The sequence below is a fragment of the Citrobacter sp. Cpo142 genome, assembly GCF_030332425.1.
Lineage (GTDB): Bacteria > Pseudomonadota > Gammaproteobacteria > Enterobacterales > Enterobacteriaceae > Citrobacter > Citrobacter portucalensis.
Window position 1 is genome coordinate 33,677 of the sequence record NZ_JAOWHW010000129.1, and the last position, 14,774, is coordinate 48,450.

General features: G+C 56.9%; 20 protein-coding genes. All 20 read left to right on the top strand.

Features of this window, described 5'->3' with window-relative positions; translation table 11 throughout:
* The first annotated feature begins 71 nt into the window (after nt 1-71).
* The 20 genes from OGY18_RS17580 to traF all read left to right on the top strand — a co-directional run bounded on the left by OGY18_RS17580 (nt 72) and on the right by traF (nt 14,762).
* The gene (locus tag OGY18_RS17580) at nt 72-761 is read left to right on the top strand and encodes a hypothetical protein (RefSeq protein WP_008324166.1); all 690 of its coding nucleotides are present in this window, start codon (nt 72-74) and stop codon (nt 759-761) included.
* Nucleotides 762-847: 86 nt separating this feature from the next.
* Complete coding sequence (locus tag OGY18_RS17585; RefSeq protein WP_008324165.1) at nt 848-1,072, top strand: TraY domain-containing protein; 225 nt, start codon at nt 848-850, stop codon at nt 1,070-1,072.
* 57 nt (nt 1,073-1,129) lie between these two features.
* Complete coding sequence (gene traA, locus OGY18_RS17590) at nt 1,130-1,480, top strand: type IV conjugative transfer system pilin TraA (RefSeq protein ID WP_008324162.1); 351 nt, start codon at nt 1,130-1,132, stop codon at nt 1,478-1,480.
* 150 nt (nt 1,481-1,630) lie between these two features.
* Entirely contained in the window at nt 1,631-1,936 is a 306-nt protein-coding gene (traL, locus tag OGY18_RS17595) for a type IV conjugative transfer system protein TraL (protein WP_008324160.1), read from the top strand.
* A 14-nt stretch (nt 1,937-1,950) separates the two neighbouring features.
* Nucleotides 1,951-2,517, top strand: coding sequence for a type IV conjugative transfer system protein TraE (traE, locus tag OGY18_RS17600; RefSeq protein ID WP_008324158.1), 567 nt, complete (start codon nt 1,951-1,953; stop codon nt 2,515-2,517).
* Nucleotides 2,504-3,247 (top strand): type-F conjugative transfer system secretin TraK, encoded by a 744-nt coding sequence (gene traK, locus OGY18_RS17605; RefSeq protein WP_008324157.1) that lies wholly within the window; start codon nt 2,504-2,506, stop codon nt 3,245-3,247. Before traE ends, traK begins: the two co-directional genes overlap by 14 nt.
* Nucleotides 3,234-4,628, top strand: coding sequence for an F-type conjugal transfer pilus assembly protein TraB (gene traB / locus OGY18_RS17610; protein WP_008324156.1), 1,395 nt, complete (start codon nt 3,234-3,236; stop codon nt 4,626-4,628). Before traK ends, traB begins: the two co-directional genes overlap by 14 nt.
* A 21-nt stretch (nt 4,629-4,649) precedes the next feature.
* Nucleotides 4,650-5,189, top strand: a complete 540-nt coding sequence (gene traV / locus OGY18_RS17615) for a type IV conjugative transfer system lipoprotein TraV (RefSeq protein ID WP_008324154.1) — start codon at nt 4,650-4,652, stop codon at nt 5,187-5,189.
* A 119-nt stretch (nt 5,190-5,308) separates the two neighbouring features.
* The gene (locus OGY18_RS17620; RefSeq protein ID WP_008324141.1) at nt 5,309-5,533 is read left to right on the top strand and encodes a TraR/DksA C4-type zinc finger protein; all 225 of its coding nucleotides are present in this window, start codon (nt 5,309-5,311) and stop codon (nt 5,531-5,533) included.
* A 3-nt stretch (nt 5,534-5,536) separates the two neighbouring features.
* The gene (locus OGY18_RS17625; protein ID WP_022652254.1) at nt 5,537-5,722 is read left to right on the top strand and encodes a hypothetical protein; all 186 of its coding nucleotides are present in this window, start codon (nt 5,537-5,539) and stop codon (nt 5,720-5,722) included.
* Nucleotides 5,706-6,107 carry a hypothetical protein gene (locus tag OGY18_RS17630; RefSeq protein WP_008324137.1) on the top strand — a complete coding sequence of 134 codons (402 nt, stop codon included), beginning with the start codon at nt 5,706-5,708 and terminating at the stop codon, nt 6,105-6,107. The genes OGY18_RS17625 and OGY18_RS17630 overlap by 17 nt, the downstream gene beginning before the upstream one ends.
* Nucleotides 6,097-6,663 carry a conjugal transfer pilus-stabilizing protein TraP gene (gene traP, locus OGY18_RS17635; RefSeq protein WP_008324135.1) on the top strand — a complete coding sequence of 189 codons (567 nt, stop codon included), beginning with the start codon at nt 6,097-6,099 and terminating at the stop codon, nt 6,661-6,663. The genes OGY18_RS17630 and traP overlap by 11 nt, the downstream gene beginning before the upstream one ends.
* Nucleotides 6,656-9,286, top strand: coding sequence for a type IV secretion system protein TraC (gene traC / locus OGY18_RS17640; RefSeq protein WP_008324134.1), 2,631 nt, complete (start codon nt 6,656-6,658; stop codon nt 9,284-9,286). Before traP ends, traC begins: the two co-directional genes overlap by 8 nt.
* Nucleotides 9,283-9,630: a type-F conjugative transfer system protein TrbI gene (gene trbI, locus OGY18_RS17645; RefSeq protein ID WP_008324133.1), complete on the top strand. Its 348-nt coding sequence runs from the start codon at nt 9,283-9,285 to the stop codon at nt 9,628-9,630. Before traC ends, trbI begins: the two co-directional genes overlap by 4 nt.
* Nucleotides 9,630-10,277, top strand: a complete 648-nt coding sequence (traW, locus tag OGY18_RS17650) for a type-F conjugative transfer system protein TraW (RefSeq protein WP_008324132.1) — start codon at nt 9,630-9,632, stop codon at nt 10,275-10,277. The genes trbI and traW overlap by 1 nt, the downstream gene beginning before the upstream one ends.
* 2 nt (nt 10,278-10,279) lie before the next feature.
* Nucleotides 10,280-11,266, top strand: a complete 987-nt coding sequence (gene traU, locus OGY18_RS17655) for a conjugal transfer pilus assembly protein TraU (RefSeq protein ID WP_032160671.1) — start codon at nt 10,280-10,282, stop codon at nt 11,264-11,266.
* 16 nt (nt 11,267-11,282) lie between these two features.
* Nucleotides 11,283-11,912 (top strand): type-F conjugative transfer system pilin assembly protein TrbC, encoded by a 630-nt coding sequence (trbC, locus tag OGY18_RS17660; RefSeq protein ID WP_008324130.1) that lies wholly within the window; start codon nt 11,283-11,285, stop codon nt 11,910-11,912.
* Nucleotides 11,909-13,762, top strand: coding sequence for a type-F conjugative transfer system mating-pair stabilization protein TraN (gene traN, locus OGY18_RS17665; protein WP_022652255.1), 1,854 nt, complete (start codon nt 11,909-11,911; stop codon nt 13,760-13,762). The genes trbC and traN overlap by 4 nt, the downstream gene beginning before the upstream one ends.
* 31 nt (nt 13,763-13,793) lie before the next feature.
* Complete coding sequence (trbE, locus tag OGY18_RS17670) at nt 13,794-13,982, top strand: conjugal transfer protein TrbE (RefSeq protein WP_008324128.1); 189 nt, start codon at nt 13,794-13,796, stop codon at nt 13,980-13,982.
* 30 nt (nt 13,983-14,012) lie between these two features.
* Nucleotides 14,013-14,762 carry a type-F conjugative transfer system pilin assembly protein TraF gene (gene traF / locus OGY18_RS17675; protein ID WP_008324127.1) on the top strand — a complete coding sequence of 250 codons (750 nt, stop codon included), beginning with the start codon at nt 14,013-14,015 and terminating at the stop codon, nt 14,760-14,762.
* Nucleotides 14,763-14,774: the final 12 nt, after the last annotated feature.

Here is a 14,774-nt window from a genome sequence, read left to right on the forward strand (position 1 = left end):
GGGTCGCCGGTACACCGGGCTAGACCCCCGGGTGTACCGACTATACACAGAAACCTTCAGAGGAGGCTTCAATGCACCCGCGCGATCCTAGAGATCTCTCCCAATCAAGTCAATCATTAGATGATATTGTGAAGCGTTTTGATGCGCTCTATAAGTACTCACCTTTGCCTTTTTGCATTCGGAATCAATCCAGAAACCCCATATATAAAAATGATGCATATTTAGATTTCTTTCACCCATTATCAAAGTGTTTTTCAGGTGTCAGTTTTGATCCTGATGAAGTTGAGCTTGATTTGTCGACAATTGAGTTGGAGGCCTTTGTTATGGGGCCTGATACAGCTATTTGTAGAACTTTTAATTTGAATGGTGAGTTTTATCAGTTACGTGTTGAAATTCGTATGGTAAATAAAGAATTATATGCTTTATGGTTTATTAATTACTTCCCGGATTATCAAGCTTTATTCAATACCTCGAATAGGATAAAAAATGATGAGTTTGATTTTGATATTTTTATATCAGGGTTGACGAATAAAAAGATGATTACGTTATGTTTTTCAATTCTTGGTTTTCAACTTCATACGATGGCGCAATATTTAGGTGTCTCTGAAAAAGCAATTTCAAGCAGACTTTCTAGTGTGAAGAGTGAGCTTGCGAAATATTTTATTGATTACGATGACTTCAGATTCTACTGCATGAGAATGGACGTATACAGAAAGGTGAGAATGGTTGTTCTTAAGGTTTTGAATGTTAAATTTATGTAAAAAATATAGTGGAATTTTTCGCGTATTGAATAAATTGTATTCAATGTGTCACTATCCTGACGCAGGAATATGTTGAGAGGGAAAACATGATTAGACGTCACAGGCTTCGTGGCCCAACGGTAACTATGTCGATCTACCTTGACCCACAAACCGATCTTCTTATTTTGAAGGCGAAGGACAGAAGTGGTCGTTCTAAATCAGCTGAAGCGCTGATTCGGTTACGTGACCACCTGGAAAAATTCCCTGATTTCTATAACTCTGAAATGGCGGAGGTGATCCCAAACAATCTTGAACCCAAGTCACAAAATTAGTTTCTTAGGATTTTTATTTCAACAAATCTATCCGGTGTAATTAAAGGATTAATGAATATGACTGATGTGTCTGTTATTAACGCTGTACCCGCGACCCCTGCAAAGAAAAAATTCAGCAAAGTCCCGTTACTCAAAGCGCTGAAGTTTGCCCTGCCTGTCGCAGCCCTTGCTGCGTTTTTCCCTGATACGGTTCTTGCCTCGACTGCGGGTAAAGATCTGATGTCCAGCGGCGATGCAACCGTTAAAGGAACATTTGGTAAAGACTCCAGCGTGGTTAAGTGGGTTATTCTTGCCGAAGTTCTGGTGGGCGCCGTGATGTATATGACGACCAAGAACCTCAAGTTCCTGGCGGGCTTTGCGATCCTGTCCGTATTCGTCACGGTAGGTATGTCTGTCGCAGGATACTGATATCCAGCGACAGCCGTTCAGAGCCACTTCCGACTATTAAATTCCGGTTTAATTCTGAATGCCCTTCACGAGCATTCACGGGAGGGCTTTGCCTGTAATCCGGCTGGCAGGTATTTCCATACTGCCAGCTGTACCGGAGACGGAACATATATGGCAGATGAATCTCTCAAAAAATATCGCTTTCCCGAAACCCTGACGAATCAGAGCCGCTGGTTTGGCCTTCCTGTGGATGAGCTTATTCCGGCGATTGTCTGCCTGGGGTGGGGATTCTGGACCCAGCATTATATCCCCGGAATTATCGCTGCCGTACTGGCCTATCTCGGAATTAAAAAGCTCAAAAAAGGGCGGGGCAGTTCATGGCTACGGGACCTGGTCTACTGGTATATGCCGACCTCACTGCTGAGGGGGATTTTTCATGATGTACCCGACTCATGCTACCGCCAGTGGATTAAATAGACAGGAATAATCAGATGGAACACGGAGCACGATTAAGTACACAGCGGGTTATTGCCATCGGCTTTATTGCCATGGGGGTGGTTATTCTGGGAAGCATCACCACCAATGTTATTCAGGCCGTCAACAACTACCGCCTTCAGAATGAGCAGAAGTCTATCGTCACGCCAATGCTTTTCAACGCGCCGTTTGCCGTGTCGCAGAACCAGGCAGATGCCTCCTACCTGCAACAGATGGCCCTGTCGCTTATCGCCCTTCGCCTCAATGTTACCCCGGAAACCGTTGATGCCTCTCATGAGCAGCTGCTGTCCTATGTCAAACCCGCAGCGCAGAACGAGCTGAAAATCCGGCTTGCTGAGGATGCGAAGCGCATTAAGGACAACAACGTTAACTCGTCTTTCTATATGACCAGCGTGAAGGTTTACCCGGCAAGCAGCCGCGTGGACGTACGCGGCCAGTTGAAGACCTGGATAGGCGACTCGAAACCGTATCCCGAGCTGAAACAGTACGTTCTCAAGTTCGAGCGCGAGGACGGCATCAGCTGGCTCAGTCACTTCGGAGAAATCATCGATGAACAAAAATAGTCGCCGTGCGCTGCTGGCGTTGCTGATGCTCGCTTCCGGTCAGACGGTCGCCGCACCCGCTGCGCTTTCTGCCACGATTGTCCCGTTGACGAACGGCGGACAGGCCAGCATCGCGGTCAGCAATACCGACCCGAACCTTTTTACAGTCGCAGGTGACCGCGTGACGGCCCTGACCAGCCTCGACGGTGAGCTGACGCGTCAGGAACAGACGGCAAGCGGTGGTGTGATTGTCAGCACCCTCAACAAAAAGCCTTTCACGTTCATTCTGGAAACCGAACGCGGCCTCAACTTCTCGGTACAGGCCGTGCCACGTGCGGGCGCGGGGCGAACCATCCGGCTGGTCAGCGAGCTGTCCGGTACGGGTGAAGCGGCGCGCACCTGGGAAGAGTCTTCCCCCTACGAGGCCACGCTGGTTTCCCTGAGCCAGCATCTGCTGGGCGGGCAGCTTCCGTCCGGCTGGCAGGCTATCCCCGTTACGCATGAAGCCCTCAACGCTCCCGCCGGACTTTCTGCAGTCCCCGAGCGCGTCTGGGTGGGTAATCACCTTAAGGTGGTGCGCTATCGCGTCACCAACAATACCGGGATGGCCCGCAACATCGCGGAAAGCGACTTCTGGCAGAGCGGCATTCGCGGCGTGCTGTTTGGTGAAGCCTCGCGTCAGCTGATGGCGGGCGGCGCCCTGCAGGTCTTCATTATCAGCAGCGGAGGTGCGGCTGATGGCCAGCATTAATTCAGTGGTGAAGCGCAAGCAGTTTATCTGGCTGGGTATCGTGCTGGCGACCGTGGGCGTGGTGGGCGGCGGCGGCTGGTATCTGGCGGATGCACGCTACGAGGGCAGCAGCGATGCGGCAGCCGCCGGCGAGCCTGCGCCCGATATGACCGGCGTGGTGGACAGCACCTTTGACCAGAAGGTGCAGCAGCATGCCACGACCGAGATGCAGGCTACGGCCTCCGAGATGCAGAAGCAGTATGCCGAAATGCGCCGCGAGCTTGAGCTGCTCAGCAAGGGGCAGGCAGGCTATCAGCACCAGATTGACAAACTCAGTCAGGATAATGCGGCGCTTTCCGCTCAGGTCAGCGCGCTGGGGGCGAAACCCGTCACCGCATCGGGTGAGCCGGCCCCGCAGCCGCCAGTGCCTGCGCCGGGGCCTGAAGGTGAGCCGCAGCCGACCGGTTTCCCGCCGCAGACGGGGGCCGTCCCGCCGCCGACCGCGTTCTATCCTGGTAACGGCGTCACGCCGCCGGCGCAGGTGCAGTACCAGCCCATCCCCGTACCCAACCAGCTGCGCCGGCAGTCTTTTGCCCACAGCGACGAGAGTAAAGGTCCGTCCCTGCCGTACATCCCGTCGGGCAGCTTCGCCAAATCGATGCTGATTGAGGGGGCTGACGCCAACGCCTCCGTAACCGGTAACGAGTCCACGGTGCCGATGCAGCTGCGCATTACGGGCAGGGTGGAAATGCCCAACAGCAAAAGCTACGACCTGACCGGCTGCTTCATCGGGCTTGAAGCCTGGGGCGACGTGTCCAGCGAACGCGCCATCGTACGCACCCGCAACATCAGCTGCCTGAAGCACGGCGTCACCATCGACCAGCCCATTGCCGGGCACGTGAGCTTCCGGGGAAAAAACGGCATCAAGGGCGAGGTGGTGATGCGAAACGGCAAAATCCTCGGCTGGGCATGGGGCGCGGGATTTGTTGACGGCATCGGTCAGGGCGTGCAGACCGCGTCCCAGCCTTCGGTCGGCCTCGGCGCCACGGCATCACTCGGCGCGGGTGACGTGATGAAGATGGGGATTGGCGGAGGCGCCTCCAAAGCCGCCCAGACCCTCAGCGACTACTACATCAAACGCGCAGAGCAGTACCACCCCGTCATTCCTATTGGGGCGGGTAACGAAGTGACCGTTGTCTTTCAGGACGGTTTTCAGCTGAAAACCATTGAAGAGCTGGCGCACGAGAATGACAGAAGCAAAGCGGAGGGCGACGACCGCAGCCCGGTTCCGCCGCCGTCAGTCCCGCAGGGCGGCATGAACGGGTTCAGTACCGACCAGATGCTCAACCAGCTGGGCAGGCTTAACCAGAGCCAGTTTATGCCGAAGGCCGACTCACAATAACCCCACGTAAAGGAACCGCAAATGAACAAGACAGTGCCTGTTGCGCTCACACTGGCCAGTCTCCTGACGCTGTCGGGATGTGCCGGTACAACGAGCGATTTTGAGTGTAACGCGACGACATCCGATACCTGCATGACCATCGAGCAGGCCAATGAGAAAGCCAAACGACTGGAGGAGGCCAGCGCGGTAAAGCCGGGTGCGACATCGCTGCCGCGCCTGGCTGAGGGTAATTTCCGGACCCGGTCCGTGCAGCCCCTGACGCTGCCGGCTGAACCGGTGCATGCCATCGCATCCAGGAATGCACCTCTGACGGGTATACCGACTCTCCCCCGCCCGCAGCCGCACTCAGCCTCACGGGCGCCGCTCTCCACGGTCACGCCGGTTACTGTGTCGCCGCCAGGGCGCGAGTCCATCGTGGACCCGAGGCCGCTTCGCGTCGGTGAAAAGGCGGCCGGGCTGTGGATCGCGCCCTATATCGATACGCAGGACGTTTATCACCAGCCGACGCGGGTGTTTTTTGTTGTGAAACCCTCAGCGTGGGGAACCCCACGCGTTAACTGAAACCTGAACCGCCACCGCGTGTGGCACCCATTTTAACAATCTGTCGTTATCACGCGTGCCCTGAAACGTAAAAAGGGATGGGCGGTAGCGTGTCCGGACAGTGTGAGCAGGGAGCGTTGATGGCAGACGAACTCGATCTCCTGCAGGAGCAGGACGAATTGCTGAACCAGCTTCATATACAGGCCGCGAGGCAGCGATCCTGCCTGCAGGGCAAAAGCCGCAACCGGTGCGAATGCTGTGGCAATCGCATCCCCCTCAGGCGGCAGCAGGCCATCCCGGGCGTACGTACCTGTACGGAATGCCAGCGGGTTCTGGAAATACGAGAAAAACAGTATCTGAGGTGACCGATGGGAAGAAGAAAAACCAATGTGATGGTCGTGGGGAAAACCGGTAGCGGTAAGACAGCCATCAGCGTTGAGGTTATGCGGACCTTTTTATCAGAACGACAACTCCGCGACTGGTGTGAATTGCGCAAAGACATTCAGAACGATGGCAAAAAACCAGGAGACGAACATCATGACAACCAACAGTAACAGCGGTCCGGGTAAGACCCGCCACCTTAACGATATAGCGGCCTGCTGCGAGGCGATGGGGATGCGTGTCATCTGTGTTAATGCCGCAGAGCGCGACTTCTGGCTTTCAGCGTCTCAGCAGAGCGCTCCCGCCCTTGACGGGAAGGCTGGGATTTCTCAACACATAATGCAACGGCAGCGTGGGCACTGTCTGTTCCTGGGTAAAGCAGGCTCAGGTATGAGCGTAACAAAACAGCAGATGAGGGTTTTCCTGGCGAAGTCTGACGTCAGCCGGATTAAAGCGCTGTACAGCGGAGAGGACGGGGAGAGGCTGGCGGAGGCTATCAGACACAACTGCAGCGTCTGGTTTCCGCTGAATCCCGGAGGTAAAGGGAATGATGCTTAAGCTTCTGTCCGTCCTGCTGTATTGCCTTAGATGGCTTGCCTGGGCTTTTCACTATCTGATTATCTGGCCTGCCGCCACGCTGATGCTGCTGGTTGCCATGCTTTTGTGGATGGATAACACCACGCCCGGAGAGGCGATGGCGCAGGAAATTATGGCCGTCACGCATAACGTCAGCAGTGGCGAGTTTCGTATTGCGGTCTGCCGTGATGAACCTTTACAACCCTTTATACCGCCTGCTCCGCAGAACAAGTCCTCCGGCCTCACGCTGCATGACGCTCCCTCTGCCGTCTGCCATGACCGGGGCAGCGTCGTCACCGATGCTAAAGGATATGCCGGTCATGTTGACGGGGCGCTGAGTGCGTTTAAGTTGCTGTGGATTGTGATGGCCATTGTGTTTTCAGGGGCGGCGCTGCTTATGGGATGCCGTCCGTATTTCTGCCTGTACGGTCAGATGCGCTCAGTGCGTTTTCGCTACGGTATCCCCGCCAGCCGCCCGGCCCCTGCGACGGAAGCGGTCAAAACGGCCGACAATAAAAAGGAGGGGGATCATGAGTAATCCGCTGGACTCCGTCACCCGCACGGTCAACTCGCTGCTGACGGCCCTGAAGATGCCCGATGCGTCCTCTGAGGCGAACGATGTCCTCGGGCAGATGCGCTTCCCGCAGTTTAGCCGCGTGCTGCCGTACCGCGACTACGATGCGGAAACCGGCCTCTTCATGAACGAAAAGACGATGGGCTTTATGCTCGAGGCGCAGCCCATCAACGGCGCCAACGAAACTATCGTTTCGTCGCTGGAAAACCTGATGCGCACCAAGCTGCCCCGCGAGGTGCCGGTGGCCGTTCACCTGGTGTCCAGCCATCTGGTGGGTCAGGATATCGAGTATGGCCTGCGCGAGCTCTCATGGACGGGGGAAAAGGCTGATACGTTCAACGCCATCACCCGCGCCTACTATCTCAGGGCCGCAGAAGAAGGGTTCCCGCTGCCCGATCACCTCAACCTGCCGCTGACCCTGCGTAACTACCGGGTGTACATCTCCTGCTGCGTCCCCCGTAAGCGCGGAAGTAAGGCCAGCGTGATGGAGATGGAAAACCAGGTCAAAATCATCCGCGCCTCGCTGCAGGGGGCGCAGATAGCCACCCGCAGCGTGGATGCGGATGCCTTTATCCGCATTGCGGGCGAAATGATTAACCACAACCCGGATGCGCTGTATCCCACCGAACGGGAACTGGACCCGCTCAAGGATCTGAACTACCAGTGCGTGGACGATACCTTTGACCTGAAGGTGAAGGCCGACTACATGACGCTGGGGCTGCGCGGTAACGGTCGCAACAGCACCGCGCGCATCATGAACTTCCAGCTGACCAAAAATCCGGAGCTGGCCTTCCTCTGGAATATGGCCGACAACTACAGCAACCTTCTCAACCCGGAACTGTCCGTTTCGTGCCCGTTTATCCTGACGCTGGTCCTTAGCGTGGAAGACCAGGTAAAGGCGCAGAACGAGGCCAACCTGAAGTTCATGGATCTTGAGAAGAAGTCCAAGACCAGCTACGCCAAGTTCTTCCCGGGCGTGGCGCAGGAGGCAAAAGAGTGGGGCGATCTGCGCCAGCGCCTGTCGTCCGGGCAGTCCTCGCTGGTGAGCTATTTTCTGAACGTGACCCTCTTCTGCCGCGATGACCAGGAAACTGCGCTGAAGGTCGAGCAGGACGTACTGAACAGCTTCCGTAAAAATGGCTTCGAGCTGATTTCCCCGCGCTTTAACCATATGCGCAATTTTCTCGTGAATCTGCCGTTTATGGCGGGCGGCGGCCTCTTTAAGCAGCTGCGCGAGTCCGGCGTGCTGCAGCGCGCCGAAAGCTTTAATGTCGCCAATCTGATGCCGGTGGTGGCGGACAGCCCGCTGGCCACTTCCGGCCTGCTGGCACCGACCTACCGCAACCAGCTGGCGTTTATCGACCTGTTCAGCCGCGGCATGGGTAACACCAACTTCAATATGGCGGTGTGTGGCACCTCCGGCGCAGGGAAAACCGGGCTTATCCAGCCCCTGATACGCAGCGTTATCGACTCCGGCGGCTTCGCCGTGGTGTTCGACATGGGCGACGGCTACAAGTCCCTGTGCGAGAACATGGGCGGGGTCTACCTCGACGGCGAGACGCTGAAGTTTAATCCGTTCGCTAACGTCACCGACGATACCATCGATGAGATGGCCGAACGCCTGCGGGACCAGCTGTCCGTGATGGCCAGCCCCAACGGCAACCTGGACGAGGTGCACGAAGGTCTGCTGCTCAAGGCGGTGAAGGCCACCTGGCTTACGAAGAAAAACCAGGCGCGCATTGACGACGTGGTGGACTACCTGATGATGGCCCGCGACAGCGAGGAGTACAGCGGATCGCCAACCATCCGCAGCCGCCTCGATGAGATGGTGGTACTGCTGACCCAGTACACCCGCGACGGGGTGTACGGCAGCTACTTCAACTCCGACGAACCGTCCCTGAAGGACGAAGCCCGGATGGTGGTGCTTGAGCTCGGCGGACTGGAGGACAGGCCGTCCCTCCTGGTGGCGGTGATGTTCTCGCTCATTCTCTACATTGAGAACCGCATGTACCGCACGCCGCGCAGCCTGAAGAAGCTCAACGTGATAGACGAAGGCTGGCGCCTGCTGGACTTCAAGAACAACAAGGTCGGGGCGTTTATCGAGAAGGGCTACCGTACCGCCCGCCGCCATACAGGTTCGTACATCACCATTACGCAGAACATCGTCGATTTTGACTCGGAAACGGCCTCCAGCGCCGCCCGCGCGGCATGGGGTAACTCGTCCTACAAAATTATCCTCAAGCAGTCCGCCAAAGAGTTCGCCAAGTACAACCAGCTGTACCCGGACCAGTATTCGCAGCTGCAGCGCGACATGATTAAAGGTTTTGGCAGCGCGAAGGACAACTGGTTCAGCAGCTTTATGCTGTCGGTTGAGCACCTGACGTCCTGGCACCGCCTGTTCGTCGATCCGCTCAGCCGGGCAATGTACTCCTCGGACGGTCCGGACTTTGAGTTTCTGCAGCAGCGACGCCGGGAAGGGCTGAGTATTCACGAAGCCGTCTGGGAGCTGGCGTGGAAAAAATCCGGGCCGGAAATGGCCGCGCTGGAGCGCTGGCTTCACGAGCATGAAGGGAAGACCATCTCATGAAAAAACACGTACTCATTAACGCCGCGCTGATTGCCGGCACGCTGGCTGCGGGCGCAGGCATCAGCTGGCTGGTCTGCCAGCTTAACCGTCCTGTGGTTGTGGCCTTCAACATGAAATCCACGGTGGATGCCTTCTTTGACAGCGCCGGTCGCCGTTCACTGGACGAGGCGCAGACAAAAGCACTTTCAGACCGCTTTAACGCGTCACTGGAGGCCAGCCTCAGGGACTGGCAGGTCCGCCATCGTGCCCTCATCCTTGTCGCACCTGCCGTGGTGCAGGGGGCGCCGGATATCACGCGTGAAATCCAGACTGACGTGGCCCGCCGGATGAAGGAGGGGGGGTGATGCGCGCCCTTGCCCTGGGCCTGACGCTGCTGACCGGCAGCGTGACGGCCGCTGACCTCGGGACGTGGGGCGATCTCTGGCCGGTGGCGGAGCCGGATATGCTGACCGTTATCGAAAGCCGGCTGCAGACGCTGGCGCAGTCCGGCGAGATGGACAAAAAGATGGCGGAGTTTAAGGCGCGCGTGGTGCGCAACAGCCAGCGCCCGCCTGCCGTTGAGGGAATAACCCGCGCGGTGCGCTACGAGCGGCGCTGGTTTGACCCGAGCGTGCGGGTGGACAAGGCGCTTGCCGACGACAGGGGCAACGTGTTTGCTCAGGCGGGGCAGGTCTTTAATCCGCTTGATGTGGTGCCGTTTAACGAAACCCTGCTGTTTATCAACGGCGACGATGCGGAGCAGCTCGCGTGGGTACAGCGACAGAAGCCTGACACCCTGATCACCCGCATCATTCTGGTTCAGGGCAACATTCCGCAGACGTCGGAGAAGCTCGACAGCCGCATTTTCTTCGACCAGAACGGGGTGCTGACCGCCCGGTTCGGCATAAGCCAGGTGCCGGCGCGGGTAACGGCGGCACCCAGCGGAAAGCGCCTGCAGGTGGAAATCATTCCGCCCGATATGGCGCAGCATGATGCAGGAGGTGTCCGGTGAAAATGCTGACCGTCTCTCTGTTCGGGCTGCTTCTGTGGGGTAACAGCCACATGGCAGCGGCGGACGCCGCCTGCGAAGGGCGCTTCGTCAATCCGATCACTGATATCTGCTGGCGCTGCATGTTCCCCCTGTCGCTCGGCAGCACAAAAGTCACGGGCGGGGATTTACCGGACACGTCCAATCCCGGTAGCCCGATACAGTTTTGTCCCATGCCACCGCCGGTATTTCAGCGCGTTGGCCTGGCAATAGGGTACTGGGAGCCGATGGCCATGACCGATGTGGCACGTTCTCCGGGCTGCATGGTGAACCTCGGCGGATTCACCGTTAATCTCGGGAAAATGGGGATGGGCGCCGCCAAAAAAGATGACAAACAGGTCAATGGCGCGTTCTACCACGTGCACTGGTACAAATATCCGCTGACGTACTGGCTCAATATCATCACCTCCCTCGGGTGTCTGCAGGGCGGCGATCTGGATATCGGATACCTGTCTGAAATCGACCCGACATGGGGGGACAGCGCCCTGACCTCCATTCTGAATCCGGAGGCGGTCATTTTTGCCAACCCCATCGCGCAGGGCGCATGTGCGGCCGACGCGGTGGCCAGTGCAGCAAAAACGTCGGTTGACGCGCTGTTCTGGTGTGCCGGATCGCAGGGGTCAATGTATCCCTTTAACGGCTGGGTGAGCAATGAGTCCAGCCCCCTGCAGTCTTCCGTTCTGGTCAGCGAGCGCATGGCGTTCAAGCTGCACCGTCAGGGTCAGATAATGGAGAGCGTCGGGGAGGATAAAAAGGTCTGCTTCGAGTATCCGTCACCCATTATTCCCAAAACGCGCTGGCGCTATCAGATGGTGAATATGTATCCGGACGTGGCGCAGTGCCATCCCTTCGGCCGAACGGTCATGCGCTGGGAAACGGGGCGTAACCCGCCGAACACGAAGAAAAACTACGGCTATCTTCTCTGGCGCAAGCGCAACTGCGTCTTCCTCTGAGAAAAAGGAAACTTCCATGAAAACTCTGTCCGGTCTGACGGCGGCGCTGCTGCTGTCAGCATACTGTTGCACTGCGCTGGCGTCAGGGGCTGATGAGGCGAACCGCGAGTTTATTCGTCAGCAGGAGTCTTTCAGCCAGCAGCTGAGGGGGCAGGACAACGCGCCGCTGCGCCAGATGCTGGAGCAGCAGGTGCGCCAGAACCCTCTTTCAGCAGACGACGCCCGCTTTATCGGGGAGCTGAAACAGCGCCAGCGCGAGGACCAGCAGGATAAACCCACGCACGGTGCCCTGTATTTCGTCTCCTTTGCCATCCCGCAGGCGGGGCTTAAGCGCATGCTGACCGAGGCCCGCCGCTACGATATTCCCGCCACCCTGCGGGGTATGGTCAACAACGACATGAAAACGACGGCAACCGCCGTGATGGCGCTTGTTCAGGACGGCTCAGCCAGCGGCGTCGCCATCGACCCGACCCGCTTTCGTGAGTACGGGATCACCAGCGTGCCGTCCCTGGTGGTGTACTGCGAGGCGGGCCACGACGTGATTCGCGGCAATCTTCATCTGAAGCAGGCGCTGGAAAAGGTGGTGGGGAAGGGCGAGTGCAGGGATGAGGCGCAACAGCTGCTTAATAAAGGAGATGCCCGATGAAAAGAGCAATACTGATGTCGGTGCTGGCCATTGCCACCACGATGGCAAGCGTGAATGCATTTGCCGATGCTGACGCGCAGTACAGGGCGGGGGCTGATTTTGCCCGTCAGGTACAGGGGCAGGGTGAGAGCAGCCTGAAAAACTTTAACCCCTCAGCGTCTATCCCCAACTATACCGCCTCACCCGGTGAGAAAAAGTACTATGGCGGTGTGACGGCGACCGGTGATGGTGCGCTGAAAGCGGACGGTACCACGGGCTGGACTACTAATGAGGCTACAAAAGCCGTCACCGACTCGTTTGTTAACAACCCGAAGGAGCCCATTTCGCCCGACGCGCCGTTTATTAAGGCCAGCCAGGATGTCCAGTCCCGCGCTGATACCATCATCGGCAAAACGGGGCAGACGCAGTGCGAAGCGCAGAATATCAGCCGCAGTGAGTTCACCAACTATACCTGTGAGCGCGACCTGCTGGTTGAGCAGGCCTGTACGCGCACGGCCAGCATTACCGGCCACTATGAAGATACATCTGAAACAAAACAGATTGTTATCCAGTCTCAGAATATTTCGTTTGCTTCCTCCGAAGCGGGATACACAGGAACATGGACTGCGCCGGTGACAGGGAAGGTTGTTGCTGCAACAGCCACCTATTCCTGGAATAAACGTCTGGCGTTCAGTAATCCTAACTGGTTTATGCGAGTAACCACGCCTTTCGGGTTGATTTCCATGGATAACGATACCGGTAGCCTGGCGCTGAGTAGCGGCATGCAGCTGAAGAAAGGCGCAGGGATGGTGTTTTCCATTCGTACCAGGAGAAACAATCCCACTACAGATTCAATCTGGAAGCACAGCAATATGCGCTACAGCTTCACCGTTACGCTCCAGATTGAAATTCCCGCCAAAAAATGGGTACCAGACGTGGTCTGGAACGAATCCTGCCCGTTCAGCAAGAGCGAAGGTACGCTCAAAAAGACGGAATGTATTGAGCCGGGGAGCACAAAAACGGTGGTGGTTGACGGCGTGTCATACCCGGTCACGCAGGCTTGCTGGAAGTACAAAGACACGTATATGACCCAGGCTGCTGACAATGGCACCTGCAAAACCTACATGAACAATCCGGCCTGTACGCTTGCCTCACGCACCTGCGCCTTCACGGCAGAAGACGGCAGCGGCTGCCTGCATGAATACGCGACGTACTCCTGTGAAACACGTACTTCCGGCCAGGTGATGATATGTGGCGGCGACACCTTCTGTCTCGATGGTGACTGTGAGCGGGCGCAGAACGGTAAAAACAACGATTTTGCACCTGTCGTTTCGGCACTCGCCGCGCTGGCCGCTGCGGGCAAGGACGTGGCAGCCATTAACAGCGTTAACGTACGCGCCTTTACCGGCAGCGCGAAGTTCTGCAAGAAGTTTGCGGCAGGCTTCAGCAGCTGCTGTAAGGACGGCGGCTGGGGCCAGGACGTCGGGCTTGCCAGGTGCAGCAGCGAGGAGAAAGCGCTGGGCAAGGCCAAAGAGAATAAGCTCACGGTCAGTATCGGTGAGTTCTGTTCAAAAAAAGTGCTCGGCGTCTGTCTCGAGAAGAAGCGCAGCTACTGTCAGTTTGACTCAAAGCTTGCCCAGATTGTGCAGCAGCAGGGACGTAACGGTCAGCTTCACATCGGCTTTGGCAAGGCCAGCAGCCCGGACTGTCGCGGCATCACCCAGACTGAGTTGCAACAAATCAAGTTCGACAAACTCGACTTCTCAAACTTTTTCGACGATCTGCAAAAGAACAAGAAAATCCCGGATAACGACACCCTGACGAAGCGCGTCCGCGAGGAAATCGCCGCGCAACTGAAGAACAAACAGTAAGCCACTCATCACTCACTCAGGACTCTCCATCATGAAAATTAAAGGATTTACTGGACGCCTTATCATCAGCCTGATTGTCGCCTCACCGGTGCTTTACTGGCGCGGGAATATCGTTGATGAAACAACCCGCATCGATGTGTTTTTTATGGCGCTGATGGTTGTGCTTTTCGTGGCGGGAGTTCTGCTGGCGTGGCTGTTAAACCCGCTTTTCAAACGATAACCGACCTGCTTCGGGATAAGGAAGGTTCCAGTGAAAAAGAGAAAGACAGCGTTAGCGCTGCTGCTTCTTGGCAGCGTTTTTACCGCCACAGGAAAAGATGCCGGCTGGCAGTGGTACAACGAAACGCGCAGAACGCCGGAGGACGACAAATCCTCTTCAACACAGCCTCAGCAGGCCTCGCCGGACATCATGGAGAAGCTTGCCACGCTTCAGCAGGCCACGAAGCGCGCCATGTACGAGGCCATTCTGTATCCGGGCGTGGAGAACTTTACCCGCTACTTCCGCCTGCAGAACTACTGGACGCAGCAGGCCGGGCTGTTCTCGATGAGCGCCAAAAAAGCCATGCTCGAGCACCCCGAACTGGACTACAACCTGCAGCACAGCCACTACAACGGTACCGTGCGCAACCAGCTGGCGGCGGACTTTGCCGACCAGCGCCGCGCCATTGAAACGCTGGCTCAGCACTATGGCGTGATGTTCTTCTACCGCGGACAGGACCCGATCGACGGCCAGCTGGTTCAGGTCATTAAAAACTTCCGCGAAACGTATCACCTCAGCGTCATTCCGGTTTCCGTGGACGGTATCGTGAATCCACTCCTGCCGGATACCCGAATGGACGGTGGACAGGCCAGCCGGCTGGGTATTCGTTACTTCCCGGCGCTGATGCTGGCCGACCCTAAAAGCGGGGCGGTCAAACCCGTCTCGTATGGCTTTATCAGCCAGGATGACCTGGCGAAGCAGTTCCTCAACGTTTCCACAGATTTTGCCCCCAACTTTTAATACAGGAAGAGT

What these genes read in the sequence shown, in the direction of transcription:
- OGY18_RS17580 (WP_008324166.1), top strand. Translation starts at nt 72, where the DNA reads ATGCACCCGCGCGATCCTAGAGATCTCTCCCAATCAAGTCAATCATTA.
- OGY18_RS17585 (WP_008324165.1), top strand. Translation starts at nt 848, where the DNA reads ATGATTAGACGTCACAGGCTTCGTGGCCCAACGGTAACTATGTCGATC.
- traA (WP_008324162.1), top strand. Translation starts at nt 1,130, where the DNA reads ATGACTGATGTGTCTGTTATTAACGCTGTACCCGCGACCCCTGCAAAG.
- traL (WP_008324160.1), top strand. Translation starts at nt 1,631, where the DNA reads ATGGCAGATGAATCTCTCAAAAAATATCGCTTTCCCGAAACCCTGACG.
- traE (WP_008324158.1), top strand. Translation starts at nt 1,951, where the DNA reads ATGGAACACGGAGCACGATTAAGTACACAGCGGGTTATTGCCATCGGC.
- traK (WP_008324157.1), top strand. Translation starts at nt 2,504, where the DNA reads ATGAACAAAAATAGTCGCCGTGCGCTGCTGGCGTTGCTGATGCTCGCT.
- traB (WP_008324156.1), top strand. Translation starts at nt 3,234, where the DNA reads ATGGCCAGCATTAATTCAGTGGTGAAGCGCAAGCAGTTTATCTGGCTG.
- traV (WP_008324154.1), top strand. Translation starts at nt 4,650, where the DNA reads ATGAACAAGACAGTGCCTGTTGCGCTCACACTGGCCAGTCTCCTGACG.
- OGY18_RS17620 (WP_008324141.1), top strand. Translation starts at nt 5,309, where the DNA reads ATGGCAGACGAACTCGATCTCCTGCAGGAGCAGGACGAATTGCTGAAC.
- OGY18_RS17625 (WP_022652254.1), top strand. Translation starts at nt 5,537, where the DNA reads ATGGGAAGAAGAAAAACCAATGTGATGGTCGTGGGGAAAACCGGTAGC.
- OGY18_RS17630 (WP_008324137.1), top strand. Translation starts at nt 5,706, where the DNA reads ATGACAACCAACAGTAACAGCGGTCCGGGTAAGACCCGCCACCTTAAC.
- traP (WP_008324135.1), top strand. Translation starts at nt 6,097, where the DNA reads ATGATGCTTAAGCTTCTGTCCGTCCTGCTGTATTGCCTTAGATGGCTT.
- traC (WP_008324134.1), top strand. Translation starts at nt 6,656, where the DNA reads ATGAGTAATCCGCTGGACTCCGTCACCCGCACGGTCAACTCGCTGCTG.
- trbI (WP_008324133.1), top strand. Translation starts at nt 9,283, where the DNA reads ATGAAAAAACACGTACTCATTAACGCCGCGCTGATTGCCGGCACGCTG.
- traW (WP_008324132.1), top strand. Translation starts at nt 9,630, where the DNA reads ATGCGCGCCCTTGCCCTGGGCCTGACGCTGCTGACCGGCAGCGTGACG.
- traU (WP_032160671.1), top strand. Translation starts at nt 10,280, where the DNA reads ATGCTGACCGTCTCTCTGTTCGGGCTGCTTCTGTGGGGTAACAGCCAC.
- trbC (WP_008324130.1), top strand. Translation starts at nt 11,283, where the DNA reads ATGAAAACTCTGTCCGGTCTGACGGCGGCGCTGCTGCTGTCAGCATAC.
- traN (WP_022652255.1), top strand. Translation starts at nt 11,909, where the DNA reads ATGAAAAGAGCAATACTGATGTCGGTGCTGGCCATTGCCACCACGATG.
- trbE (WP_008324128.1), top strand. Translation starts at nt 13,794, where the DNA reads ATGAAAATTAAAGGATTTACTGGACGCCTTATCATCAGCCTGATTGTC.